The 26,270-nt window shown below is 40.4% G+C and carries 20 protein-coding genes; 3 read left to right on the plus strand and 17 right to left on the minus strand.

What is annotated here, in order from left to right:
• Nucleotides 1-47 precede the first annotated feature (47 nt).
• Both BLS32_RS04930 and BLS32_RS04935 read left to right on the plus strand, forming a co-directional pair.
• Nucleotides 48-1,766: a hypothetical protein gene (locus tag BLS32_RS04930; protein ID WP_091392550.1), complete on the plus strand. Its 1,719-nt coding sequence runs from the start codon at nt 48-50 to the stop codon at nt 1,764-1,766.
• Between the two features lie 3 nt (nt 1,767-1,769).
• Entirely contained in the window at nt 1,770-3,014 is a 1,245-nt protein-coding gene (locus tag BLS32_RS04935; protein WP_091392552.1) for a hypothetical protein, read from the plus strand.
• Between the two features lie 857 nt (nt 3,015-3,871).
• On the opposite strand, the gene BLS32_RS04950 is transcribed toward BLS32_RS04935, so the two are convergent.
• The 9 genes from BLS32_RS04950 to BLS32_RS04990 all read right to left on the minus strand — a co-directional run bounded on the left by BLS32_RS04950 (nt 3,872) and on the right by BLS32_RS04990 (nt 13,268).
• Entirely contained in the window at nt 3,872-4,357 is a 486-nt protein-coding gene (locus BLS32_RS04950) for a Mov34/MPN/PAD-1 family protein (protein WP_091392556.1), read from the minus strand.
• Nucleotides 4,354-6,129, minus strand: a complete 1,776-nt coding sequence (locus tag BLS32_RS04955; protein WP_091392558.1) for a ThiF family adenylyltransferase — start codon at nt 6,127-6,129, stop codon at nt 4,354-4,356. Before BLS32_RS04955 ends, BLS32_RS04950 begins: the two co-directional genes overlap by 4 nt.
• Nucleotides 6,130-6,131: 2 nt before the next feature.
• Nucleotides 6,132-7,292 (minus strand): SMODS domain-containing nucleotidyltransferase, encoded by a 1,161-nt coding sequence (locus tag BLS32_RS04960; protein WP_091392559.1) that lies wholly within the window; start codon nt 7,290-7,292, stop codon nt 6,132-6,134.
• A 13-nt stretch (nt 7,293-7,305) separates the two neighbouring features.
• Nucleotides 7,306-8,838, minus strand: coding sequence for an SAVED domain-containing protein (locus tag BLS32_RS04965; protein ID WP_091392561.1), 1,533 nt, complete (start codon nt 8,836-8,838; stop codon nt 7,306-7,308).
• A gap of 144 nt (nt 8,839-8,982) precedes the next feature.
• Nucleotides 8,983-9,624, minus strand: a complete 642-nt coding sequence (locus BLS32_RS04970) for a hypothetical protein (protein WP_139171692.1) — start codon at nt 9,622-9,624, stop codon at nt 8,983-8,985.
• A gap of 12 nt (nt 9,625-9,636) precedes the next feature.
• The gene (locus tag BLS32_RS04975) at nt 9,637-10,299 is read right to left on the minus strand and encodes a P-loop NTPase family protein (protein ID WP_091392564.1); all 663 of its coding nucleotides are present in this window, start codon (nt 10,297-10,299) and stop codon (nt 9,637-9,639) included.
• Nucleotides 10,232-11,170 (minus strand): transcriptional regulator, encoded by a 939-nt coding sequence (locus BLS32_RS04980; RefSeq protein WP_091392565.1) that lies wholly within the window; start codon nt 11,168-11,170, stop codon nt 10,232-10,234. Before BLS32_RS04980 ends, BLS32_RS04975 begins: the two co-directional genes overlap by 68 nt.
• Before the next feature lie 7 nt (nt 11,171-11,177).
• Nucleotides 11,178-11,471 carry a helix-turn-helix domain-containing protein gene (locus BLS32_RS04985; protein ID WP_091392567.1) on the minus strand — a complete coding sequence of 98 codons (294 nt, stop codon included), beginning with the start codon at nt 11,469-11,471 and terminating at the stop codon, nt 11,178-11,180.
• A gap of 99 nt (nt 11,472-11,570) precedes the next feature.
• Nucleotides 11,571-13,268 (minus strand): AraC family transcriptional regulator, encoded by a 1,698-nt coding sequence (locus tag BLS32_RS04990; protein ID WP_091392569.1) that lies wholly within the window; start codon nt 13,266-13,268, stop codon nt 11,571-11,573.
• 300 nt (nt 13,269-13,568) lie between these two features.
• On the opposite strand from BLS32_RS04990, the gene BLS32_RS04995 reads away from it, so the two are divergent.
• Nucleotides 13,569-14,402 carry an RteC domain-containing protein gene (locus BLS32_RS04995; RefSeq protein ID WP_091392571.1) on the plus strand — a complete coding sequence of 278 codons (834 nt, stop codon included), beginning with the start codon at nt 13,569-13,571 and terminating at the stop codon, nt 14,400-14,402.
• A 72-nt stretch (nt 14,403-14,474) separates the two neighbouring features.
• Here the strand turns inward: BLS32_RS04995 and BLS32_RS05000 are convergent, their stop codons facing one another.
• From BLS32_RS05000 to BLS32_RS05030, 8 genes are all read right to left on the minus strand, one after another.
• Complete coding sequence (locus tag BLS32_RS05000) at nt 14,475-17,315, minus strand: heavy metal-binding domain-containing protein (RefSeq protein WP_443093390.1); 2,841 nt, start codon at nt 17,313-17,315, stop codon at nt 14,475-14,477.
• A gap of 2 nt (nt 17,316-17,317) precedes the next feature.
• Nucleotides 17,318-19,843, minus strand: a complete 2,526-nt coding sequence (locus BLS32_RS05005; protein WP_091392573.1) for a heavy metal translocating P-type ATPase — start codon at nt 19,841-19,843, stop codon at nt 17,318-17,320.
• An 86-nt stretch (nt 19,844-19,929) separates the two neighbouring features.
• Complete coding sequence (locus BLS32_RS05010; protein WP_091392575.1) at nt 19,930-20,490, minus strand: helix-turn-helix domain-containing protein; 561 nt, start codon at nt 20,488-20,490, stop codon at nt 19,930-19,932.
• Between the two features lie 6 nt (nt 20,491-20,496).
• A complete protein-coding gene (locus tag BLS32_RS18420; RefSeq protein WP_170227622.1) occupies nt 20,497-20,724 on the minus strand; it encodes a heavy metal-binding domain-containing protein in 228 nt (75 codons plus the stop codon).
• Nucleotides 20,725-20,824: 100 nt separating this feature from the next.
• Nucleotides 20,825-21,337, minus strand: a complete 513-nt coding sequence (locus BLS32_RS05020) for a DUF3347 domain-containing protein (protein WP_091392578.1) — start codon at nt 21,335-21,337, stop codon at nt 20,825-20,827.
• Between the two features lie 122 nt (nt 21,338-21,459).
• Entirely contained in the window at nt 21,460-21,819 is a 360-nt protein-coding gene (locus BLS32_RS18260; RefSeq protein ID WP_139171693.1) for a hypothetical protein, read from the minus strand.
• Between the two features lie 84 nt (nt 21,820-21,903).
• Nucleotides 21,904-23,841, minus strand: coding sequence for a heavy metal translocating P-type ATPase (locus BLS32_RS05025; RefSeq protein ID WP_091392580.1), 1,938 nt, complete (start codon nt 23,839-23,841; stop codon nt 21,904-21,906).
• Nucleotides 23,842-23,867: 26 nt separating this feature from the next.
• The gene (locus BLS32_RS05030; protein ID WP_091392582.1) at nt 23,868-25,829 is read right to left on the minus strand and encodes a TonB-dependent receptor plug domain-containing protein; all 1,962 of its coding nucleotides are present in this window, start codon (nt 25,827-25,829) and stop codon (nt 23,868-23,870) included.
• Nucleotides 25,830-26,270: the final 441 nt, after the last annotated feature.

A 26,270-nucleotide genomic window follows, 5' to 3' on the forward strand; every position in this document is an offset into this window, starting at 1 on the left:
ACAAAAATACAATTTTTCGAATATGTTTTACTTTAAAATTACAAATTATGGATTTTACTTTGAGAATTCCAAATGACTTGCCGCAGCGGCAGGCGTTGGAGCAGGCCATTTCGCGCCTACTAACTTATGTTGATGCAGGATCGGTTTACGTTTCCCGTGGCCATGAGAACGGCCCACCTGTCATGGTCACCTTTATACTGAAAAAGAATTGCGGACAAAGCGGCGATGCGGTAGCGCGAATGTCACAGAAAGTTACGCGGGATTATTCTGAATTTGCCTTTCATTTCTTTAACGCTACGGTGGCTTCGCAGGAATTTAACGAGGGCAGGCCGTACTTTTACCGCCATTGTACTTCGTTAGAGTTGGTTTACCATGAGCCGGGCAATAAAGTGTATTATCCTGCTTTTTTCAATGCAAAAAAGGTAATAAGGAAGGCTTTTGAATATACCGGAGATAAAAGCATTGCCAAAGACTATGTCATAAAAGCGGATGTCTATATCAATATGGACGATCATCTTGCCGCCGCCAATCACCTCCATAGTGCGCTATGGTATTTGTATTCCTGTGTCTGCGAAATGACATTGCCTGAAGGGGAAGGTTCAAAAAGTTTAATGAAACAATATGGACGGGCAGTCGGTGTCGCTCCATCACTCAAGGCAATCCTTGACATACAAAATCCCGAGGATAATGAAATCTTTACCATGTTAGTTACTGCTGACAGCTGCTCCCGGGGAAATTACAGCATGGCCGCTATTCCGGTCTCCCTGCTTGAAAGAGCGAAAAGCAAAATTCGATCCATTAACTGGGAAGCAGGCAAGATCATCAAAAATTATTCAAAGACGATCAAGGCGAAAGCTGACGACATGAACAACCAGTTGTTCCTGGGCAAAGCATTTGCATCAGGAAACCTGCAGTTCAATTATATCATGGCGCAGGTGTTGGCAGAAATCAGCGGCATCATTGCCGGATTGCTGCCAACACGGGCTATTTATTGTTTTGGCTATACTACTTGCCCTATAAATGAAGAGGCCAAAAGAAGCGGATTCACCAAGGACTTTCCGGGCTATCATTTTTATGTATTGGTACACAGCAGGGAAAACCGGGAAGATATAACGGCTTTAATCCAGGCTGCGGTGCGGGACCGGTTTGAAGGCAAGCATCGCGTAACGATCCTTATCCACAGGTTAAAGAATCTGCGGAAGCAAAGCCATAACCAAATGTATTTCTTCGAAAGCGTAGTGAACAGGGGCTTGCTTGTTTACAATGACCCTCAGCTACCGGTAAATTTCATACCTGAAGGATCGACTAAGGATCATGACCATTCCAAAACATTTTGGATGAACCGTATCATGGCGGCTACGCAACTAATGGATTCCGCGACTGAACTCACCACAAATGACCAGGCACTTTTAAAGAACACTTTATTGCACCAAGCCACGGAGCAGATTGCGTTGGGAATTATTGAATTGTTTTTGGGTTACCATCCCGCAACACATTCCCTTGCTTGTTTGTTGTCGCTTGTTGCATTTACGCAGGAAATTGAAATTCCGTTTGGTAATACTACTGAGCAGGAGCAACGTCTTTACAAATTGCTTACCGCGCATATTGGCGCATTGCGCCACCAAGACCTGAAGCTTTACGATATCGCCGACAGTAATGTGCTTTTTGGCCAATGCCAGGCATTTCTTGAAGACGCCAAACGAATTGGCAGTACAGTAATCAAACATTTAGAATCAACAAACATTCAACTTACTCAATTATCATAAGCCATGGAACATACAATTAAAATACCTGAAAATCATCCGGAACGCGAACTTTTATTAAAAACAGTAACAACCTTACTGGAATTTCTTCCGCTGCATTCGGTTTACATTTCAACGAACAGCAATTTGACAGATAAAACTATTGTTACCCTGTTTCTTTCGGAATACTGTGAAGAGGAGTCCGATACCATTTCTCCTTTGGTTGCGAGAGTGTTCGAACCCCTGCCAAACTTTTCGTTTACGCTTTTTGAATATTGGTGGGCAGAATGTCTTTGGAAAGAAGGCAGTCCGTTTTTTATGCGCCACGCTACTGCGGACGAACTTGTGTATTGTTCGGATCCTGATAACAGGATTTTTAGTACTAAAGATTCCGACATCAAAAAGCGGCTTAGGAAAGCGACCGTATTTTACGACAACCAACATGTGGAAGCCTCAGGGTTTTTACGGCATGTCACCTTTTACAGCCGTTACGGAAAGCTTGCCGAAGCGGCGTTCCATCTGCACCAGACATTGCAGTCCACTTATTTTATTGTGTCGTGGCTGACTACCGGTGATACTTTTACGAATGAAAGTGTAGCCGAACAACAGCAGCATGTTGCGGATTTTGCACCTTATTTTGGAAAACTTTTTGATCCTGAAAATGCGGAAGAATGGGATGCGTTGATACAGCTTGACAATTCGTGTAAAGTGGTTCGTTATGACCAGACGCATGAATTCACGGCCGAGGCAATTGCCCTTGCGACTGAAAAAACCGAACTGATGAGAAAGGAGGCTTATAAATTATTTAAAGAAATTATTGCGAAGTGTAAGGCGAGAGGCAATACCGAAGCTACAGTAATAGTAGATGCGCCGGACAGCAATGCGGAGACGACAATAGAGGAGCCCGATCATATTGAATTTAATCCCGACGTTCAAAAATTCGCTGATAAGTTAACGAAGATTGCCTATTTCCGGACACTAATGCCACACAATTGGAAGCCAGGAATTTTTCAGGCGAGGCTGGAATTTTACAGCTATTCTAATTTGGGTTTTGTAATCAGTGACCTAATGAAAATTGCACTGCATACGATTTATAATGATGGCTCACAGAATTCAGGTGAAGTGATAGACCCGAGCAGCCACGTTGCAAGCTTGTTGGAAGTTATTGACCAGTTGTTGCCTTTGAGTGAATTTGAAATGCTCGATGGCTGCCATGAATTGTATTTGAAGCTTGAGGCACAGGCCAAGGCTAATGAATCACATAGTGACTAGGAATCAGTATTGTCGGAGTCCTGAATCTTGACGTTAGGGTCGGTTGTTACTTGTCAGACTCTAATCTGCATAGTTTTGGCAATTGCTGTTTTACTACAATTTTTCAAAAGAAAAAAAGAAAAAAAAGAAAGTCGTTTATTGAATCGGGAATTTCAAATAAGCCAGGTTTTTAAAATCAAATACTACCCGCAGGGTGGAGATTTTATTTTAAACCCGCAGGGCTTGAACCTGGCGTTTTGAAATGACCGGTTATCTTCCCTTTCTTTTATTTGTTTTTTGTTGGGATTCTGCTCTTCCGGTTGCCGCGATTTTTCTGGGGCAATCTAACACCCCCGAGCACCGCAGAAAAATAAATGTAGCCTGCGGAATTTATTTTTTGAGGAGCGACGTGGCGGTGTTGCGGCAATTGACCCGCCACCGCAGGACGGGAACGCAACGAAGCTTGCGGAGTGGAGAGCAGTACTGCGAGCGTGAAACGGCAGGGAAAAAATTAAGGCCTGGCCACGCAGTGACCTTACCTTGATTTAGGGCAAAGCGCAGCGGTGCCACCCTGATGGCGCGGGCAAGGCGGCAACCGCCAAATTAACAAGCGGCGGCAGACGCAAACACGGCAACTGTAGCTTGCGGAAGTTGTGGTGTTGTGGATGCAAAGCCGCGACGAACGACGCACTGAGCCGTGTGAAGACCACGACGAAAAAAGGCAAATGCAAAGTGCTTCTTTTTAAAGCTTTTTGCATTTGCTTTTTTGAGTGTACTGCAGAACGGAAGGAGGCACGACTGACTGGAGCAGCGTGGCGGAACTAAGGCGAAGAAGGAGAGAGACCGCTTGATTGCCCGTATAAAATGAAAATGGTTTTTTAGGAATCTTCCATTTCAATTCGACCCAAAGCAAAAGTTTTTTCAAATTTTTTATCAGTGACGAACACGCCCACATTATAGGATTGATAATTTCCTGCAATAATAACCATAATTGGTTCAGGACATTTGTAATCATTAGATTTTGCAATTTTCTTCATTTGTGAAAGGTCTTGAGAACTTGGTGTAATAGTACCATTGGGATGGTAATGCCATTCACCTAAATAATATTCGTTCTTCTTCCATGATTTTGATAATAATGTTGATAATCCTTTGACACCTCGAACAAACCAATATCTTCCCGATTTGCTGTCTGAAGTTGGGCCGACAATATTCGATATAGTAGCCGTCGTAGTGTCGAAATATTGGCCTAAAAGGATTCCACCAGTTTCATTGATGCCGGCAGTACGAATATATGACACCATTGAATCGATATGCCGCTGTTCAAGTATAACCCTAACGTCAAAATCTTTGTATCTAAAAATCATATTTTGTTTTCAATTACTATATTACCATTTGCTTCTCTTTCAATAATCGCCATCTTCAAATGTTCATTCTCGGACAAGAATGTTTCAAGTTGTCGTACCACAGGCGCGATTAAACTATGTAAGTCGTCAATTCTTGCCGGAAAAATCGGATGCCAGCAGCCGATACCTTCGAGCGGAAACTGCGGGTTTGGAAACAATTGTTTTTGTTTTTCCGACCAATCCTTGCTTTTTTTCTTGAACTCTTGAAACATATCTACAAATGGATAACGAATCATAAAGGCTAATAAACTTTGTGCTTCCTGACCCACCGAAACCGAAAGAACGACCTGAGATTGGGAGATACAATTTAATTCCAATGTTTGTAATACATTGTCTTCAGCTGTGCAATCTATTATTAAATCGAATTTATTTAAGAATTCAGGTTCTTCAGAAATCAATTTTTGGATAGCTATGATGCGTGAACTTGCGGAAATATGCGGAAAGGTGTTATTCAATCTTTCGGCTACTTTTTCGGCCTTATATCTTACGAGTGACTCCATCGTTAAAGTATGACGTGAAAAATTTCCGATTGAAACACCATCGTCATCTACTAAGGCAAATCTTTTACAACCCAATCGAGCTAACAATTCACTTAAATAAGAGCCGACAGCACCAACCCCAATTACACAAATATTAAGTTCGTTGAGTTGGTCGCTAAGAGCTCCCCGAGTTGTAATCTGATCTTTTGCCCAATTTTCAGCATTTAACCACTTTATTGATTGGTGACCTGCAAACATACTGGAAAAATTGGCTTGACGCCATTCAGGCGTATTCGGCCGAAAGCCTCTCACTGTTTTAATAAGTCCAGGTAGTCGTACAGCAAACCAATGCATTCTCTCATTCGGCTTTCCTATATACGCACTAACAGGAAAACCTAACACCAAAAGTTTCGTCTTATCTAAATACTTCGATTTAATAAGTTTGTTCTCCAAAAAGGATTTTAAATCCCAACCATTGTTTTTGCATAAATTAAATAATTCGCCCCAATTCATTGCCATTTTCCATGGTTGAAGAACGGGTATCTCCGGAAATCTGTACCATAACGCCCGCTCTAGTTCAGGCTGATTCTCGGATATACCGATTCCCCATTCATAAGATAGTATTGATCCGGTATCGCCATAAAAATTATTTACCACAGTAATGTTATTGTTGAGTGGTAAACGAAAGATGTCCACAATCCCTCCGTTGTCAGTTAGGCTGCTCCAGATCGAGAATGATTCTAATGTTTCTGAAAAAGCTACCCGTGTCTTGATGCCGGATGTAAAATGAGGAAATTCGAATGGATCACCGTCGGAAAAAAGGGTGTCATTAGCAGCCGCGTATATCCAAGCCTTTGCTCTTTTAATGCTCCACTGTAATCGAGATACATCAAAAGGCTCCCGATTAAAATAAGCACTTTTCCACGAGCCATAATTAGTCTTGACACAAATATCTCCACTGCGCCAAGGCTTTCCAATATCGGAGTTGTAATTCATGTGAGGGAACGTGGCTTCAATACTTTCGTTCATTGCAGGAAGTATGCTTAATGATCCAAAAGGATACTCAGCCGAAAGAAAGGCGTACCAATTTGTCTCAATGGGTACGAAGATTGTAGGTTCATAATCGCCTTTAAGAGCAAATTTAATAACCCATTTATTTTCTTCGGCCAGCCAAGTCAAATCTTCTGATAACGTATATCCCGAAATACTCTCGCAATACCGTCGGCCTTGCAAAACAATTTCGGATGGTTCCATATCTATGCAAATCTTGATGATCCCGGCTCTGTAACCTCGGTTCTAGGCGTAAAGCCGCTAGGGCCCGAACCTTTGTTAGACCCACCATCTTCGTCGTCGTCCTCTGGAGCTAAAGGGAATTTTGTTCCAAATATGTCTTGCCATTTTTCGGTTGCTTTACGTAATGATGTTTCGTCGTAGGCGTCTCTGGCTTTAGTGGCATAATCTTTCATGTGATCGTAAAACGTAATGAAATCATCAGAAGTAATCCGATGCCAAACGTCGTGGGAAGGGACACCTCTGTCAGGGAATTTTGGAACTGTTCCCCATGCTCGATTTGTTGAATAATTTGAAACAAAATTTTCGAAAGTACGAACAACCCCGTCAGCTATACTTTTTGCATCGTCTGGGCAGCAGTCACCTATCATGTGTTCAATAGGATAACCTTTTGGGTATTTGAGATCAGTTACTTTAAGAGTTCTCCACCATTTCAATGCCTTTACCACATTTACATAATTCCCATTTGTCATTTTATTTTTATCTCGTGTCCACCTTATTTGTTCGAGCGGATGTGTCTCCTCCCAAATATCAGCGTCTCGATCAGGAATCCACAGTGGTTCTAATTTCCATTCTGCTTCAGCTCTGACTGATTCTGACAACTGACTATAAGCTTTCATTATATCTGGCTCCGACCAACTCTTTGACAATCTCCAATCATAGGAAGGTGTCATTAAATCTTCTAAAGACATATCAGTTGTCACACTTTTAGATCGTAAACTAGTCTTATCTGCTTCAGAAGGGGCAGAGGTTACAACGATATCAAGGTCTACGTAGGATAGCGATATTCCGATGGACCTTCCTTGGCGCTCCCATTTGTCTTTATAGTATTTTTCGACAAAAGGCTCAAATTTCTCCAAAGCGTCCTTCGGATTTACCTTATTCCGGTCGAGCGTAGTCACAACTATTACATCAACATCTGCACGTTTTTCACCAAGCGGTCGAACAGCTGTGGATCGCCTATAACTTCCCTGAAGAAATGTAGTGACAATTATGTCTTTCAAATCTTCATCTGCTAACAAACGGTTTCTCAAAGTCGTATGTCCTCGTTTTGCGTCATCTTTTTGTGTCGTTGTCAATCTGATCCCAGTGAGAAAATCAGAAAAGTAAGTATTAATATTTCCCATGTTTGTTTGTTTATTATAAAGGTAAATTTAGAGAAGGTACATAAGTTCCGGAGCGCAATCCTTCAAAATCATATTCATATAATACAATCCTGCCGTAGCCCGATGCATGTTCTCCTAAAAAGAACGTAAAGGCGTTCGGTGCCGAAATGAAAAGATGTAACTTCGCTGTAGGCGAGCTTACTGTTTTCCATGAGCGTATTTTATTGTTTAATTGCAAAATGTATTCTAAAATATGATTTGCATCTGTTATTGCATTGAATCCGCTCCCGCTTTTAGGTTTAGCATGAAGTATTTTGTATACTCCTGTAGGCTGAATCGAGAGGTATTGCATTGTCGCTTCAGAAACATCATTTGACAAGCTTACTGCAATTGCCAGATCAGTACCATTGGAATCCATCATGTCTTCTGAAAACAGCCATTGATCTCCAGTGTTAACCTTTGCCTCATCTGGTCGCCAAAGCGACCGACCACCTTTTGGTGATTTCTGAATAATGCCGATATCCGCGCCGGATTTATTCCCAATAAAATACCCAAGGGCAAATGCAGTTGATGTATGAGTATCCAAATGGATTGTTAATGGTTTACCTAATCCTATAACTTCCTCAGCAAATGTAAACATTGCCGGAAGCACTTCGTTTTGCCAAAGACTATCATCCAGAATATGACGGGACTCAAAATGTCTTAGCAAACATAAAAGATGATCAGTTTCAGCCTCAAGATTTTCGGCTCCTTTTCTGAATGTCCTAACTCCAATTGACCTCGAAAGATTTTCGCTAGTGGTCGTAGTTACCCATAAATCTTCTTGTTGCAATATTGTGTGCAAGTTATGCTTGTCCAATTTATTTGTCTTTTCTTCGTGTAACCTTACGATTAACGAAGTGTACGGGTTTGTTCGCCTATCATCGCTTAGAGGTTTGAGATTTATAGCTGCGAGTGCGTAGCTCAAAGGTTCGTCAAACATTTCACCCGAGCTGGCATTTGCGCGTATTCGTAATTGTCTTAAAACAGCCTTTAACTCGTTGTCAACTGATAGTCCCAGGTGATCGCGCCAAGATTTTCGTACTCGGCCCATCTTGGATTTATCTGTTGTTCCATCGAAAAGGCGCTTGAAAATTATCGCACCTTGGTTGTCGATCAATCCGTTCAATAAGTCGCTTCGATCTATTCCCCAAGTATTTATAATGTAGTAATTAGTCTTTGAATAATCTTCGGGTGACAATTTGAAATTCTTGTGCAACTTCTGCAATAAAGATTCGGAAGTCGCCCCAATGAATGAGGGGTCAGTTAATGCCGTGACATCGAATGCACGTGAATGGTCTACATGAAATTTGACTTGATAACATTCCCTACTGACCGGATACCCGTAGGCACTTAGCCTCGGCGGATCAAAAGCTAATGTGATATCATCAAATCCTGGTATGCCATCTGCTTCATATGTGATTTCCACTGCGGTTGAACCCGGACGATATAGAGAACAGGCTTTGTACCAAAAATACTTTGCCTGAAATTCAAAACCTTTTTGAATTGCTAAAACTGAATCTGCCATGTGTTGTTATTGTAGGGGTTGCAATTTACAACATTTTAACAGTTAATTTCAATTAACTTTTTGATATTCAAGAATACTTTCAAACAATTTGCAAGTATTTAATGAATCGTTGAATTAACTGCTACTTACTTTTCGAGTTATACTTCATTTGGAAAGTGTAGTTCGGTTAATCATGTCCAAATATGATTGTAGCTCATATAAATAAATTACCTCATTTTGTTCTTCTGCTGGCAGCTGTGCTAACTCAACAAAATTTATATTTTCAAATAATGATTTTTCTCCAATTATGTCCTGAAGTATAATAAATACAACATGCAAAAGATTTTTATTACTACAATGAACAGTGAAGTTTTTTAAGTAAACAATCATGTCAATTTTCTTAACATCTTCGTATTGAAAAGGCATGAATTTAAGTTCGCTCGCTTTCAACTCAATGTCCTTAAAAACGTAAGGTTTATCCAATCCAGCTTCCATTTCATCAATGTTGTGTGATGGTTGAATGAAGGCTACAAATTTCCAATTCTTCAATTTTGGCGCATTGTCAATTAACGTTGTTACCTGACTAAAATATTCCGGATTCCCACTAGCCGAAATTACAAGTTGCGTTGGTTCATTTTCATTGGCCGGAAACATCAATATACTTTCAAGTTGCTCGCAGTAATTGTGTAAATGCTTATCAAGCCAGTATATAAACATTTTTTGCACAGCCGGCTTTTCGTTTCTAAGATTTCGAAGTGTCTGCTCATTGTAGCGGATCCAGTCCCAAAATAATATTATTGATTTCATGAGTTTATTTTTTTATCGTTTGTCTTTTGTGGTTTTATTGTAGGAAATTAGGTTTACCATTTCGCGCAGACGGCTTCGGACGCGCAGGCCGTAGTGCGTTTCGATTTCAGAAGCGGAGAGGTTTGATGTAATGTGTGTTGGGATTCTTTTACTTATGAAAATGTCATATCGGCTTAGGATAATCTCTGCCATTACGTTGCATTCATTTCCGAAATACTTTAGATTATTCTCAGCGCCCAAATCGTCGAAGCAATAAATTTTCGGCTCCGATTGGTACAACTTTCCTTTGCTGTATCGATGGATTATTTCATAGCCATCATTTATAAATTCGAAGCTGATATCGCGGCATGGCTTTACGGAAAACTTATGTTCGACTGGCGCAAGAAATTTCATGATGTTGAGCAATGATGTTTTACCGCAGCCGACCGGACCGGTTAGTAAAATGCCTTTATCAAAGTCGATATTATACTGAAATGCCGCCTGTTCGTCCTTCAGAAAATAAGAAATGAGTTTATAGATTACGGGAAGATCATTCTCAATAATCCGGAATCGCTTGCCGTATAATTCAGTTCCCTTTCTTTCAATCCAGGAACAAACTTCCTCATAGTTATAATGGCTCTGAATAGTCCTTGTCTGCTGATGTGTCGAGAGATTTTGTCCTGTCTGTTCGTTCATTGGTAGTAAATTTTGGAGCGTTTATTATCCAGTTCCGCGCTGCGGCGTGCCAATCGGCCATAGGAGTTTTTCCACCTACTAGCCAACCGATGCTCGCGAAGTAATTGAAGAACTTACTGGCTTCGAGTTCGGGAAAGCTTTGCTCACGGAAGTAGGTAAGCACTTCTTCGATAGTGGGTATTTGCTGTTGTTTTTCGTGGATTGATTCAGGCGGCTTTGCAATCCGATCTAGAAATAAATTTCGGACGTGTTCAACGCTTTCCTGTTCATTTGATGAAATTGGAACATTTGTATTTTCTTCTTTTTTAGCGGAACTTTTTTCTTCTTTTTCGATTACGCCATTTTTAAAATCGGGAATTTCATCTTCAATTTTTTTTGCGTGCTCGCCCAAGTTTAAGCCGTTTGAATCGTTTAAAAAGTTTGTATTGTTTGTATTGTTTATTGAAGGTACTAATGCTTGTTCAGTAACCTGTTCGCTAGCTGTTTCATCACCAGTTTCAAGCTTGTTTACTACCTGTTCATTGAGAGGTTCAAAATTTGAAGTAGCTGTACGCTCATTTCGCGGTGTGGGCTTGAGTTCGTCCGAAAAATTGAATAGATACACATGGCTGCCTTTATATGGATTGAATGACGGCTCGTATTTGATATAGCCATGCGAATCCAAAAGTTTCAGGCAACGGTGATAAGTGGCCAAAGAACTGATTTTGCTAATGCGCATAATCTCGTGTCTCGAAATGCTGATCGGGTTGCGGAAGCGGTTTATGTTCCAAAATTGGAACAATGCAATGTATAAGCTAACGTGTGTTGGGTTGAGCAGTTTGTCTTTTGCGACCTTGTCGAAAAAACCAGTAAGATGTTTAATGTAATTCATGGCTGAATTACTTTGAATTAAACAATGTGCGCTCGGAACTGACTTTATTAAGTTCGAGCAGCTTTTCAATATCCTGGTGCGCGTAATAAATTATTCCGCCGATTTTCGTGTAGGACAGTGTTTTGTTGATGCGAAGTGTTTGAAGTGTTCCGGGAGAAATGTTCAACAGCTTCCTAACCTCGGTAGATTTAAGCCACTGTTTAGCCTGCTGTGGTTTTGATTGCAGGATTTCCCTGAAGTCTTTTAGAAGTAATGTGCGGAATTCATTTAAGTCCTCACGGGTAATAATTTCGACAGCCATAACGTAAGTTTTAATTTGTTATGGCACAAAATTGTTGCGATTGATTTGTTTTATTTCAGAAGCAAAACCGAAGTTCTGAATGATTTATCGCAAAATATTTCAATTCTCAGGCTGACTTTGCTTTTTGAGTTCCTTGATGAAATAGACCGGATTGAGTTCAGTACTTTTTTTGAATGCTTCTTTAAACTTTTGTGGTGATTTGAAACCGGCTTCTTCGGTAAGCGCTTTGATGGTGTAGTTTCGGTATTTGCTGTCTGTTTTTAGTCGGCTTACGATATAATCAATGCGTAGATCATCGATGTACTCAATGTATTTCTTCTTCCGTGTTTCGCAGATTATTCGTGAAGTGTAGCGCGTGTTGCAGTCTACAATAGCTGCCATTTTATTGAGATTGAAATCTTTGTCCAGGAAAGCGTCACTGTCTTCGAATTTTTCAAGTTTTTTTGAAACTGCTTCAACTATTTCGGGCTTAATGATTTGGTCGCCATCTATTATTTTTTCTGTACTCAATACAGGCGAGGCGGTACGGTCTTTATGTGAAATGACACCTTTAAACTTTTGCTTCCTTAATTTGCGGCGCTGGTACTGCTTGCAAATTATAAATCCTAGTATGATACATACCAATAAAAAGATAATTCCAAATATCAAGTCTAACTTATCCCTGAAAAACAATTGCCTTTTTAATTCTTCAGTTGAATCTTTAATTTTTTTAAGATCGTATTCGCGGTGCATATTCTCGGACAGGTAGCGGAAATTCTTGCTCACAAATGTTTCAGCTTTTAATAAGCCGGTCAGGTATTTTAATTGTTCTGCGGTGTTGCCTTTGTCCTCATAATATTGAGCAAGTAGGTCATATGCTTCAAGCACTTCGTCTTTGATGAATTTATCTTGCCGGAATAATTCATCAACTTTCTTTAAGTAGGGAATCGCTTTTTCTTTTTCGCCTAACGCCCAGTAGCTACGACCAATAAAATAATATGTTGATGAGACAGTAATAAAATCTTCGAACTTTATAATTTGGGGAAGTGATTGTTGAAGCTTTTCGATTGCTACCGGATAATTCTCTTTAAAAAACTCGTTACGACCTTCTGCATTTTTAAAGTATGGAATCGTTTTAAGTTCTTCCATGTCGATTGATTCGCGATATCCGATGTCGATAAGGGAAGTTACCTGCGCGTATTGTTTTGTCTTAATGTAGCATAAGCAAAGCGCGTGCAACGTTCGTAAATGTGGTAGGCCAGGTTCGTTGATTTTAAAGTACACTTCGCATTCCCGTAATAGTGAAATGGCTTCGTGGTAGTAGCCTAAATTATATTTTATGACAGCGATAGAAAATTTTGCTTTATGTCTTAAATATTGATCATCACTCCGAGAGATAAAATTGTCGGCCAACAAATAGTCGTCGAGGGCTTTAGTTTGTTGTTTAAAAGCGTTGTAGACCAATCCTCGTGTAAGGTAAGCGCCGCCAATAAGATTATTTTGTTTGGACTGTGCCGCTACGGTAAGCATACTGTCACAATATTGCAGCCATGTTTCGCGCGGAGACTTGTGCATCACGACGTTATAAGCCTTAATAAGGTTCTCTGGGTCGTTAGCCCTTTTAGATTTAAAGAGATAGCTGTTTGCGTAGATCGAATCAAGTAATTCATCACCTTCGTTTTCATCAAGCCTGTCGATCACGTAGTCAATTGTTTTACTTCTTAGGCTGTCAGGAAGTTTAAAATTCTTTTGTTGCGCGAAAACACTTTGGGTTAAAAAGGTCAGCAGCGCTAAAGTAGGATATAGAGCTTTTACCACGTCAGTTTTTGTTTGGTTAGGATTGTAGGCGTGTAAAAGTCTATTGGCTTATAAATCGGGTTTGAAATTAATACTTAAAAATTGCATCGACAATAGTTGGCAGTTACTCACAACCGCAATTATGGATCAAGCTGTTATAAGATAGTGTAAAATAAGGGATTGCGCATAAATTAATATCGAACGATTAATTAATGCTTTCTTTTTTGTTTGCTGTAAATTTCTGAATGGTTGGATGTATCAGTTGGAAATCAGAAGTTCTGATTTTAGATTTGGCTCGAACAAACATTACCAGTTTTCCCTATGACAGATTTTGCAACACAGTTGTTGGAAAATTTAGAGGCACAGTTAAATGAAATAGGAGTTGAAAATGATTTAATTAAAGCAGCTGAAAGTTCCATTAAGGCAACAATTATTACTTTGGAAAAACTCAAAACTCACTTTGTGAGATATGAGTTTGAAAACAAAGTTGATGAAATTACTTTCTTCAAATTCGTGAAGCCACAATTTGTTTCGAAGTTGATTTATCACAACGAGGTTTACAACATTGAATCGAACAGGCCATTTGGCGGTACGAAGTATCTAAGGAAATATTTCAGTTCTGAACTTTCTAAATTGAAATGCTATTTCAACGAAAACATGGAGTTTTATAAGTACTACAGAACTGGCAGCGTGTATCTTGATAAGAAATATTTTGTGCGTGGCCGCTATGATATTAAACTGACTTTGGACAGTTCTTATTTTCAGGCCGACAATCGTTTTACAACATCGCACGATTTTAAAGTGGCCAAGATCTTAGCCAACGATTTACTCCAGGTTTACCTTGAAAGGGAATTATTGAAACTGGATAATAAGGCGGTGCCGTATTCCATTACTGAAAAACAGGTTCAGAAATGGACCGGGTCAAAAGTTGCATTGATTGAATTGATTTATGCGCTACACGCCGAAGGTGTGTTTAATAACGGCACGACGGATTTGAAAGAAACGGCGAAATTTTTTGAGGAAACGTTTGATATAGATTTGGGACAATTCCACAGGACTTTTTTTGAAATAAGGGCGCGGAAGTCGGAGCGAACGAAATTTTTAAATTCTTTGAAGGAAACTTTGGTTAGGAGAATGGATGAGGTTGATGAGTGATAAAAAAGAAACGCCCAATTTAGTGGGCGTCTCATAATATCTTTTCGTGCTATGTCTAATCCCTTCTTAAAATTAATAATTTAGCATAAGACCAACACCAAATCCCATGTCGCTGTCGTAATGGACGCGCGTACTGAAGTTTTTTGCAAGTATATATCGCAAGTCAGCCATGTACTCTCTGTCGGTATTGATCATGAAACCTGCGCGGATTCGTGATGAAATCGGAATGTCTTCGCGCATCAATTGAAATCGCACATTTCCGTCATGGTAAACCTCTCCTTGAAAAGTCACAAGCATAGGTAGGGTATAAGCAGCACCGATGCTGAATTGAGCTCTCTTATCTTTGGTATTGACCTGACCAAAAAGATTCTTCTCAGATTCTTCGTGCCCCATCTTTCGATATCGGTAATCAAACCCGACAAATGGCATAAACCATTGCATTCGCCCAATATAACGCCCAATATGGGTTTCGGATTCATAACCGTGCATATCGTTGTAGCCTAACCGCCATTCAGATGTGATGTTCCAACGTGTATTTGCCAACATAGCCATCCCATCGTTCCCATTCGTAGCAAAATCATTTTCGGCCATCAAGTGAAATTCCCGATCATCTGAATTTAAACCGCGACGTGCGACTTTGACATCGGTAATTTCAGGATTAGCAGGAGAATCTTCATAGCTGAATACTCGACCCATACCGCTCATCATATGATAAAGAATATGACAGTGAAAAAACCAGTCTCCACCGGGTTCAGTCGCTGCAAACTCTATGGTGTCGCGCTCCATCGGCATAATGTCGATAATGTTCTTCATCGGTGAATAGTCGCCCTGAGAGTTCACAACACGAAAGTCGTGGCCGTGCAGGTGCATTGGGTGTCGCATCATGCTGTTGTTATACATTATAATGCGCAGGTTTTCACCTTTCTTAATCATTATCTTATCTGTTTCCGACACAACTTTATTATCGAGGCTCCAAACGTAGCGGTTCATATTTCCTGTAAGCTCGAAGCGAAGCTCTCGCCAAGGCCCATCCGGAAGATTTGTTTTTTTCGGCGCGCGCAACATTTCGTAGTTGAGTGTTACAATATCGGCTGCTGACATATCGTGCCCGGTGTGCATGTCTTCATTTTTCTTTTCCGCGTTCTGCGGTTTTTTATCATAGCCAGTAATTTCAGGGTACATTACAGTGTTCATGTCCATAATTTGATTTTGCATTTTCATTCCGTCCATTTCGATCATATTGCCTTGCATGTCCATCATTTCGTTCATCATCTTCATGCCTTCGAAATATTTTAAACGCGGCAATTTATTTGCAGACACCTTTTCGCCGGTTCCCAGCCATAACGAGGCCGATTTTGTCCGATCCTCCGGAGTTACTAAAAACTCATAACTTTTGTTATCTGGTAATGTGACTACGACATCATAAGTTTCTGAAACTGCTATTAATAAACGATCAACTTCAACTGGTTCTACATCGTTTCCATCAGTTGCTACTACGGTAATTTTGCCGCCTGCATAATTGAGCCAAAAATTAGTAGATGCACCACCGTTGGCAATGCGAAGACGTACCTTGTCACCCGCCTTGAATTGTGGATGCTCATCTTGATTTTTGCCGTTGACTAAAAACTTTTCGTAGTAGACATCGCTAACGTCCATCGCGGTCATTCGTTTCCATTCATTGGTAAGTTTCGTACCAAAATGTCCCGATGCTATTGCTTCACTATAACTCTGTGTAGTGCCTTTCTTTATGGCAAACCAATCGTTTGCATTTTTTAACCTGCGATGGACTTCCTCGGGTTTCATATCTGTCCATTCACTCAGGAGTATAGGAACGGTCGGAATATCCCATTCTGTGCGTTTGTTCATAACAAACATGCCATACATTCCGATTTGTTCCTGAAGTCCGCTGTGGCTATGATACCAATGCGTACCGTGCTGTACTATTGGAAACTTATACAAATATTCTGCACCTGGTTCGATTGGCATTTGCGTAAGGAATGGAACGCCGTCTTCACTGTTAGGCAGAAAGAGCCCATGCCAATGCAACGATGTTTGTTCGTTAAGGTGGTTATAGACGTGAATCTCAGCAGTGTCTCCTTCGGTAAAGGTTAGAGTGGGCATCGGGATTTGACCATTAACTGCGATAGCCCTTTTTTTCTTGTTACCATACATGACAACCGTATCGCGTATGTGCAAGTCGTATCGCACTGTTCGCGGTGGTTCTTTTGAAGTAATTGTTTTTATCGTACCCAGATTTTTCTTTGCAGTTTTGAAGTTGGCCATTAGATCGGAATTATCACCCATATCCATGTTTGAATGCTCGCCGTGCTCAGAATGGTCTATTGGAGTGGATTCTTTTTTTTCTAATTTCATTCCACATTTTGGACAATTGCCGGGCTTATCGGATATGACTTCGGGATGCATTGGACAAGTGTATGTTGCAGACGCATTTTCTTTATAGTCAATGCTCTTTTTGGGTGACTCTTCGACTAATTTCATTCCGCACTTGGGACAATTGCCAGGTTTGTCAGAATGTACGTCAGGATGCATCGGACAGGTATATAAATCTTTCGCCTGAGCATTAGACGGACTTTGAGTCTGAGTCTCTGTCTTTTTAATTACTTTTTTCGGTGTTTGTTTTACCGGTGCCTTTTGTGTGACCGCAGGTTTTTTGGCGGATGCCTTTTTCTTTTCGGGCACTAATTTCATTCCGCATTTAGGGCAATTGCCCGGTTTGTCAGAATGGATTTCAGGATGCATCGGACAGGTGTAAGAAGCTTGCTGATTGGCATGGGCTTCGCCATCATGTATATGAGCATATGTGTTTGGGGTAGCTATTAAAATTATTAGCATCAGTGATAATATTCGAATAGTGCCAAGAAACATTTTATGTGTTTTTTTAATGTTAGCCATTTTTAAATTTTTATAGTTCGCAGTCTAAGTGCGTTCACAATTACAGATACACTACTGAAGCTCATTGCCACGGCGGCTATCATTGGAGATAATAAGATCCCGAATACGGGATAGAGTGCACCGGCGGCAATTGGAACGCCCAACACATTATAGATAAATGCAAAAAACAAGTTCTGTTTGATATTTTTCATTACCGCGTGGCTGAGGTTTTTCGCTTTTACGATTCCCATCATGTCGCCTTTTACGAGCGTGACTTTAGCACTTTCAATTGCAACATCGGTTCCGGTTCCCATTGCAATTCCAATGTCGGCTTGCGCCAGTGCAGGCGCATCATTTATACCGTCACCGGCCATTGCAACAATTTTTCCTTCTGACTGTAAACGTTTTATTTCATTGAGTTTATCTTCTGGTAAACTTCCCGCCTTGAAGGATGTCAAACCTAACTCAGCTGCAACTGCTTTGGCGGTATTCTCATTATCGCCAGTAATCATAATTACTTCGATGCCCTGCCTGATCAATTCGGCGATTGCTTCCTTACTTGTTGGCTTGATCGCGTCGGTAATGGTCACATAGCCCACCACTGAATTGTCAATGGATATGTAAGAAACCGTTTTCCCTAATTTCTGTTCTACAGTAATTTTGGCATCGATATCTTCCGAAATCTGCGAACCAACTTGTTCCATTAATTTTTTGTTTCCAAGCGCCACTTTTTTGCCTGAAACTGTTCCGATAACACCTTTTCCTGATACTGCTTCAAAATCTTTGACCTCTGTCCAGGAGACATTTTTTTCCTTTGCATAATTGGTAACAGCAAGTGCAAGTGGATGCTCGCTGTATTGATTTAAGGAAGCGATATTCATTATAAGGTTCCCTTCGTCATCTTGAAGGGAGAATACCTTTTCAACTGATGGTTTTCCTTGCGTAATCGTGCCTGTTTTATCAGTAATCAGGACGTTCATCTTATTCATTTTCTCTAATGCTTCCGCATTTTTAATCAGTATGCCGGACTGTGCACCTTTTCCAACTCCAACCATGACCGACATAGGCGTGGCAAGGCCAAGCGCACACGGGCAGGCAATGATTAAAACCGCAACTGCATTTACAAATCCGTAAACTATCGCAGGTTGCGGACCGAATTGCGCCCATATAAAAAAGGTAGCTATTGAAATCATGACCACTATAGGAACAAAGTATTTTGCAATGCTGTCTGCCAGCTTTTGTATTGGTGCCTTTGAGCGGCTTGCTGTGTTTACCATCTGTACTATCTGCGACAACAAAGTTTCGGAGCCAACTTTTTCAGCAACCATCACAAAAGATTTGTTGCCGTTTATTGTCCCTGATGTAACTGCATCGCCGGTTTTTTTATCTACAGGAATCGGTTCGCCAGTAATCATAGATTCATCGATCGTACTTTCACCATCGGTTATCTTACCATCGACAGGTATTTTATCTCCGGGCTTTACCCGTAACAGATCACCTTTTTTAATATCGTGGATTGAAACGACCTGGTCTTTTCCGTCGATTATAAGCACTGCCTCGGTGGGTGCGAGTTTCAACAATTCCTTGATTGCACCGCTGGTTTGGCTGTGCGCTCGGGCTTCAAGTAATTGTCCTAAAAGTACCAGTGTCAATATTACGGTTGTGGCCTCGAAATAAAGATGCACGGTGCCGTGGTCTGTCTTAAATTCCGGAGGAAATATTTCAGGAAAAAACATTCCGGCGAGACTGAATATGAATGCCACACCTGTTCCAATACCGATAAGGGTGAACATATTGAGATTCCATGTGATTATCGATTTCCATGCACGAACGAAAAATATGCTGCCTGCATAGAATACAACAGGTAAAGTCAGGATGAGCTGCACCCAACTCCAATTCGCCATCGGCATAATTCTCTCCAGCGGATTGTCGTGTGCCATTTCGATCATGGCAATTGCAAATACAGGAACAGTAAAAGCGACTGCAATTTTCATTTTAAATAATAGGTCTTTGTAAACCTTATTTTCTTCGCTGTCAGTCGGTTCCATTGGAACCAAATCCATTCCACAAATCGGGCATGACCCAGGACCATCCTTCACAATTTCTGGATGCATGGGGCAAGTGTATGAGGATCGGGCAGTAGTCAGTTCAGGAATCTTTTCGAGGTTCATTCCGCAGACTGGACAATTGCCGGGTTTGTCATAAATCTTTTCTCCTTCGCAATGCATCGGACAATAGTACTTTCCCGGTGTGCTGTTTTTTGGTTGGTGGTGGTCGTGCTGACGATCTCCCATCGACATACTGCAGCACGAATCTTCTTTTTTCTTCGGATCATGATTTCCCGTCGACGGTTCAATGGTGTATTTACCCGCTTTACTAAGTGAATCCTGAAGCTGTGCTGTCGGGACATGCTTGTCCATAGTGATTACCGCCATAGGCGGATCAAGTGTCACCTGAGCCTCAATACCTTCAATGGCGTTTAAGGTTTTCTCCACCTTTGTACGACAACCATTACAGGTCATTCCGGTAATCTTATAAGTATGTGTCATAATTTGTTTTTTTAGGTTTTACTTGACAAAATTCTGACGCTTTGCAAAAAGTTGTTTGTACAATTATGGAAGCCATTTGTATAATTTTATAGATCATCAATCTGCCTCCTCTTTCTGTCCTTTAGTTGTTTATAAAAGGTGGGTGTTAAACCGGTAATCTTTTTAAACTGTTTGCTGAGGTGCGCGACGCTGCTATAATTTAGCTGCCAAGCAATTTCACTTAATGAAAGCTCGTTATACATCAGCAATTCTTTTACTCTCTCTATTTTCTGGGATATAAAATATTGCTCTATGGTTGTTCCCTCGACTTCGGAAAAAAGATTGCTTAAGGCGCTGTAGTCCTGTCCTAAATCAGCTGCAATGAAAACAGAAAGGTTAGTCTTCAAATCGTTGTCACGATTGTGTACCAAATCGATAATCAGGGTTTTAATGCGCTCGATAATCTGACTTTTTTTATCATCGATCAATTCGAATCCCAAAAGCTGCAATCTGGTTGACAACATGCTTTTCTCATTATCACTAATTTGATCTGCGAGTTCTATTTCTCCTAATTCCACTAACAGAGGTTTGATGCCGAGTTTTTCCAATTCGGATAATACCGCCATTTTGCAACGGCGGCATACCATATTTTTAATGTATAGCTTCATGCAGTTTTATTGATCGACCGGTTCAGTCAAATCCATTTCGCATTTAGGACACTTTTCGCCTTTTTTTCCGGTAACTTCCGGATGCATCGGACAAGAGTATAATTGTTCGGCAGAATCTTTATTAGCGCTTTCAGACACTGCATCTGTTTCAGTTTTCACGGTTGAGGCTTCTTCATTTTTTTTACATGCAGTCAGTAACAAAATCATGACTGCGGACAAGATTATATTTTTCATAATTAATAAGTTTTAGGCTGCTAGTGGCAGCATTTTTTAATAAAGATTTTTTTAAAGATCCATTTCAATATTGGTATTCCCATTTTCATCAGTTCAGAATTCAGTTGATGGTTTCTACTACTTTTCCACAAGTGAGCATTTGAGCACCGTAGTATGGGTTCTTGACTGTCTTTTCTTTGCTAAGCCAGTTTGCACCTTTTCCTTTGTTTGCCATTGGGCAACGCTGGTAATATACAGGAACGCCAAAGCCTGACACTTTAAGCAAATCATAAACATTGTTGGATAAGGTTATAAAGTGGTCACGCTGGTGTGCGGCATCGTTTGTTTCTGAAATATGTTCTGCGTCTTCTTTAAGTTCCGGCAGTACTTTCATCCAGACGGTATGTTCGGCTTCACTCAAGGATTCCATTTTTACTGCTTTGATTGCCGCAAGAAATTCTGCAGATTCGGTCGCGGCTGTTTTGCCATTGGATTTTACCAGGGCATCTTTGACCTGGAAATAATTGTCGAAAACTGCTTTAAGTTCTCCCAACTGATTTTTATCCTGTGCAGTTGATACAGTAACTGACAGCAATGCAATGATTGCCATCAATCCTTTTAGAATTGATTTCATTTTTTTTAGGTGTGTATGTTTTGAGAGCGCGTATTACGCACTATCGAGATTAAAAAATAATAGAGTTTTGGAGCAGTGATGGCTCCGAAGTTGACGCAAGTATGGCTGTCAGCAGTTTGGTTTTAGCTTATTTTTGGAATAAGCCAAAGCGAGTGAAACCCTGAAGAAACGAAGTTTTTCGGGGCATAAAAGTTCGCTTTAAAGAAGTAAGTTGGATTTGCAAATCCGATAAATCTTGCGGTTTCTATAAGTGTTGCTCCGGAGATGCATCCGTTGGCACAACCACAAGATTTGTGGCCGCATTTCCCGCCACAACCTTTTGAGTTTTTGGAGTGGTCGTGATTAGCACAGCATCCCTTTTGTGCATTACTCGATATTTCTTTCTTGCATGAATGTTTCTTGGTTCCTCCACACGCATATGATATTGAAGGCATCAGCAGGAAGCCGAGCATAACAAAAAATATGATGTGGATTTTTTTCATGTAATAGAATAGACGAATTCAAATTTAGTTAAAATTTACACACCAGGGAAGCAAATTTTTGTTAAAAGCGTTGCAAAACGAAGGCTACAATTTCATTTTTTGAATACGAACCGCGTTTAAAATTGCCAGCAATGCCACGCCGACGTCTGCAATCACGGCTTCCCATAATGTTGCCACACCGCCAGCGCCGAGAGCCAAAACGATTATTTTGACAACCATTGCAAGGATAATATTTTGCCAAACGATGTTCCGAGTTATTTTTCCTGCCTTAATTGCTGTCACTATTTTTGAAGGCTGATCATTTTGGATAACGATATCAGCAGTCTCGATGGTTGCATCACTGCCCAAACCTCCCATTGCAATGCCTGCATCGGCTAGAGCAACAACTGGCGCGTCATTCACTCCATCGCCGACGAATGCTATTCTACGACCTTCATTTTTTAATGCCTGCACTTTTTCGACTTTTCCTTCAGGTAACAAATCGCCATATGCACTGTCAATAGCCAATTGTTTTGCAACTTCATCAACCACCGACTGCTTATCACCGGAAAGCATTACTGTTTTAATATTCAGCTTATGCAATTCTTTTATAGCCTGCTTCGCATCTTCCTTAATTTTGTCAGCGATGGTGATGTAGCCCTTATATTTTTTATCGACTGCAACGACTACGATAGTGTAAACAATCGCATCCACTTCAGCCGGATAATCAATATTGAATTTCTTCATCAGCTTTGTATTTCCCGCTAAGACTTCTTTGCCATCAATCTTACCTTTTAGGCCATGCCCTGATATTTCTTCTACCTCGGCAACACTCAATTCTGCCGTTTCTTTTCCGGCATGTTCAACTACTGCCAAACCAATAGGGTGTGTTGATTGGCTCTCTATTGCAGCCGCTAGTTTAATCAGATAGGATTCTTCGATATCTTTAGTCACGATTTCCTGTACTTTGAAAACGCCTTCGGTAAGCGTTCCGGTTTTATCCATAACAACAGTGTCGATCTTCGTCATTACATCAAGGAAATTGGAGCCTTTAAATAGAATACCGTTTCGCGATGCCAATCCTATTCCGCCGAAGTAACCCAATGGAATTGACACTACCAGAGCGCACGGACAGCTTATTACTAAAAATACCAACGCACGGTAAAACCAAACATTAAAGATATAGGGATCGACAAAAAAATACGGTACAAAACAAACCGCGACCGCCAAAGCAAATACAATCGGCGTATAAATCTTCGCGAATCTGCTGATAAATAATTGTGTTTGCGATTTGCGTGCCGTAGCATCCTGAACCATTTCTAAGATTCTGCTTAGCTTACTATCCGTAAATAATGAGTTTACCTTGATTTCAGAAACCGTGTTTAAGTTTATCATCCCTGCGTAAACGACTTCACCTTTAGCTTTACTGTCCGGCTTGCTTTCACCGGTCAGCGCCGCCGTATTAAACGCCGCTTTTTCTGAAATCAGTTTGCCATCAAGTGCAACTTTTTCTCCTGGCTTCACACGAATAACCTCTCCAATCTGTACCTCTTTTGGGTTGACCACTACGGTAGTGCCGTTTCTTACTACGGATACTTCATCAGGCCTTATATCCAATAAGGCTTTAATGCTTCGTTTAGCACGGTTAACCGCAGCATCTTGAAACCACTCGCCGATAGAGTAGAAGGCCATAACTGCTACGCCCTCGCTATATTCACCAATGGCAAACGCTCCTAGGGTCGCGATGCTCATTAGAAAAAACTCGTTAAAGAAATCGAAGCGTATTGCTTTACGCCACGCGAGATAAAGAACATTGTAGCCCGAAAGCAAATAGGCGATGAAAAATATGATGAGGTTGCCGGGAAACGGCGGAACATAGTCGAAACCAAATTCCAATGTCAGCATTACAAATAAGATCTGAATCGAAAGCAGTAGCTGCCAGTGGCTTTTCCAGCTGCTTTCTTCAACAGGGTGGTTGGCATTGTTGCCAGCAGCTATAATCGCTCTCTCAATATCTTCATTTTTGTTGTGTTCTTTTTCCATGGTTTATTAAAGTTTCATGTAAAATTTTAAAGTTTGAGTTTAACACCGCCATTAATAGTAAAACCTTCGGTATGGGTCCAAATATCTTCAAAGGTTGGAGCATTGTGCGAACCTTGAACTACCGGCTCATATCTGCTTTGTCTCGTATCTGTAAAGTTTTCGAAGTTAATGAATACAGAAAATTTCTTGAATAACGTTTTCTCGGCCATAAATCCGAACTCCCAAAAGTCAGGCTTTTCGTCTCCGTCATACACAAATTGTCGGTCTGTATAATAACCCTCCAGACCAAACTTAAAATTGTTTTCCTTTTCATAGATCAAAGCAAGATTCAATTTGTTTTTTGGCACGAAAGGTAGAAATTGGTTTTCTGTTAAATATTTAGCCCTTGCATCGGTGAACGTATAGCCAATGAACAACTTAAAATCTTCTTCGTAAATAAATTTAAAGTTGGTTTCAAATCCAGATGTAATGATTGGATCGGATGCATTTATGAAAAATAAATCATCACCGTCACTTTGCAATACCAAAGGTTTGCTAATGCTTGTCAGGAAAAACATTTGATTAACACTCATAGTAAGATTCTCGGCGATGTTTGTCCTGAAGTTTACGTCTGCTGTACCGCCGACACTTTCTTCAGCTACTACACCACTTAAGGCTTGGACATTTTGGTATTGTATGGTTTCTGTCTGCTCGGTAAATATCGTGGGAACTTTATATCCCAAACCGCCACCAATTCTTGAACTCCATGCGTTACTAAATTTAAACAGAGCTGATACACGAGGCAAGACAAAAAATTGATCTTTGGAAAAATTGATATTTGAATAACGTACATTATCGAAACGCAGACCGCTTTCCAATTTGATATTTTCCGTAACATCCCAAGTGTGTTGTACATATGCACCGGCTGTAAAAGACTTAGCATCAAGATTGGAAACGGTGCGCTGCTTGAAATTGTCATAAACCAAATTAACACCGCCTATAATAGTGTACTTATCGCGGTTAATAAGATAGGAAGCGTCAGTGTAAGTATTAGTATTCAATCCCGAAAAATCATAGGCGGGTATACTAATTTTCCGGTCGAAAAAACTTAAACTTTGTTTGAATTTGAAACTGTTTCTGTTTTCTGCTTTGTGGTCAAATTCGAAAGTGGTGGTATTTCTCAAAGTTTCATTCTTTTCAAAGTAGGTGTGGAATGCGTCAGCATTGCCATCGATTACGTGCATATCACCGCCTTTCATATTTCCCATTGTAAAACTGTTACCGAACATAAAAGTAGTCTTCTCATTTGGGTAAAAATATAATCGTGGATTTAGCGTAAAATTATTCGACTTAGGCGCTTCGGAAAAATCGTCGTCGTCAACATCATAAGCCTGCTGAAGGTTTAGCAATGCAAGGAAAGCATATCCGAATTTTCCATGTTTACGCGAGATATAACCCCCAAGATTGGTAAGTCCGATATTCGATTGGTTAATGATAAAATTATATTCGCCTTTTTCTGTTGGTGTCTTGGACACGAAATTAACAACACCTGCAATTGCTCCACCACCGAATAATGTGGATGCCGGGCCTTTCACAATCTCGACCTGCTTTAAGTCTAACGGTGGAATTTCGAGAATGCTCAGTCCGCTGGCGAAATTTCCAAAATTAGGATAGCCGTCTTTTAAAAGCTGCGTGTAGCGACCGTCTAATCCTTGTACGCGAATACTTGCATTTCCGCTTGTAGCCGAAGTCTGTTGTACTGAAATACCTGTACTTTCATGCAATACCATCGATACATTTGAAGGTTTCATATTGGCTTTCTCTTCCAATTCTTCCGCGTCGATGGTTTCAACTCGTGTGGGTGTATTTCTAATTGTTCTGCTCGTTCTTGTTGACTGTATTGTGATTTCTTCTAATTCTTCTGTTTTTTCATTTATCGTATCATTCTCAACTTGAGCAAAAGCGGAAACGTTGAGCATGAAAAATAAAAACAATAGGTATTTTTTCATATTGTTGATTTAGCATTAATAAAATGACTTTCCGAAATGCTTTTAAACATTCGGTAAGGGTAAAATTGAGTGGAATGCTAAACCCTGGGAGGCTGCCAAATTTCTAATGCGAAATTTTGGGCGTAAATAGAAGTGTAATTATCGATGATCACATGGTCGTGATTGGTGTTGACTTTCCCTTCGAAAGTTGGTACCGCAGGAAAAACAAAATATGCTGAGGCGGGGCAGCGAGAGCAACTGCAAAAAGGCGTGCAATGTTCAATTGCTGAATCTCTATTACTATGCTTGGTCGTTTTTACTTCGGTAATATCAACAGAATTACAGTCTACATCATCTATGCATGGATAAACGGATAGTAGGAATAAGTAAATTGTAAATATGAACCAAATATATTTCACGTTGCAAATTTAAGAAATTCGAGAAAGCAAAGCTGTGAAACAG

The organism is Flavobacterium noncentrifugens (assembly GCF_900100375.1).
GTDB classification, from domain to species: Bacteria; Bacteroidota; Bacteroidia; order Flavobacteriales; family Flavobacteriaceae; genus Flavobacterium; species Flavobacterium noncentrifugens.

Bases quoted from the DNA above. Each gene is read 5' to 3' on its own strand.
- BLS32_RS04930 (WP_091392550.1), top strand. From the start codon at position 48: ATGGATTTTACTTTGAGAATTCCAAATGACTTGCCGCAGCGGCAGGCG.
- BLS32_RS04935 (WP_091392552.1), top strand. From the start codon at position 1,770: ATGGAACATACAATTAAAATACCTGAAAATCATCCGGAACGCGAACTT.
- BLS32_RS04950 (WP_091392556.1), bottom strand. From the start codon at position 4,357: ATGATTTTTAGATACAAAGATTTTGACGTTAGGGTTATACTTGAACAG.
- BLS32_RS04955 (WP_091392558.1), bottom strand. From the start codon at position 6,129: ATGGAACCATCCGAAATTGTTTTGCAAGGCCGACGGTATTGCGAGAGT.
- BLS32_RS04960 (WP_091392559.1), bottom strand. From the start codon at position 7,292: ATGGGAAATATTAATACTTACTTTTCTGATTTTCTCACTGGGATCAGA.
- BLS32_RS04965 (WP_091392561.1), bottom strand. From the start codon at position 8,838: ATGGCAGATTCAGTTTTAGCAATTCAAAAAGGTTTTGAATTTCAGGCA.
- BLS32_RS04970 (WP_139171692.1), bottom strand. From the start codon at position 9,624: ATGAAATCAATAATATTATTTTGGGACTGGATCCGCTACAATGAGCAG.
- BLS32_RS04975 (WP_091392564.1), bottom strand. From the start codon at position 10,299: ATGAACGAACAGACAGGACAAAATCTCTCGACACATCAGCAGACAAGG.
- BLS32_RS04980 (WP_091392565.1), bottom strand. From the start codon at position 11,170: ATGAATTACATTAAACATCTTACTGGTTTTTTCGACAAGGTCGCAAAA.
- BLS32_RS04985 (WP_091392567.1), bottom strand. From the start codon at position 11,471: ATGGCTGTCGAAATTATTACCCGTGAGGACTTAAATGAATTCCGCACA.
- BLS32_RS04995 (WP_091392571.1), top strand. From the start codon at position 13,569: ATGACAGATTTTGCAACACAGTTGTTGGAAAATTTAGAGGCACAGTTA.
- BLS32_RS05000 (WP_443093390.1), bottom strand. From the start codon at position 17,315: ATGGCTAACATTAAAAAAACACATAAAATGTTTCTTGGCACTATTCGA.
- BLS32_RS05005 (WP_091392573.1), bottom strand. From the start codon at position 19,843: ATGACACATACTTATAAGATTACCGGAATGACCTGTAATGGTTGTCGT.
- BLS32_RS05010 (WP_091392575.1), bottom strand. From the start codon at position 20,490: ATGAAGCTATACATTAAAAATATGGTATGCCGCCGTTGCAAAATGGCG.
- BLS32_RS18420 (WP_170227622.1), bottom strand. From the start codon at position 20,724: ATGAAAAATATAATCTTGTCCGCAGTCATGATTTTGTTACTGACTGCA.
- BLS32_RS05020 (WP_091392578.1), bottom strand. From the start codon at position 21,337: ATGAAATCAATTCTAAAAGGATTGATGGCAATCATTGCATTGCTGTCA.
- BLS32_RS18260 (WP_139171693.1), bottom strand. From the start codon at position 21,819: ATGAAAAAAATCCACATCATATTTTTTGTTATGCTCGGCTTCCTGCTG.
- BLS32_RS05025 (WP_091392580.1), bottom strand. From the start codon at position 23,841: ATGGAAAAAGAACACAACAAAAATGAAGATATTGAGAGAGCGATTATA.
- BLS32_RS05030 (WP_091392582.1), bottom strand. From the start codon at position 25,829: ATGAAAAAATACCTATTGTTTTTATTTTTCATGCTCAACGTTTCCGCT.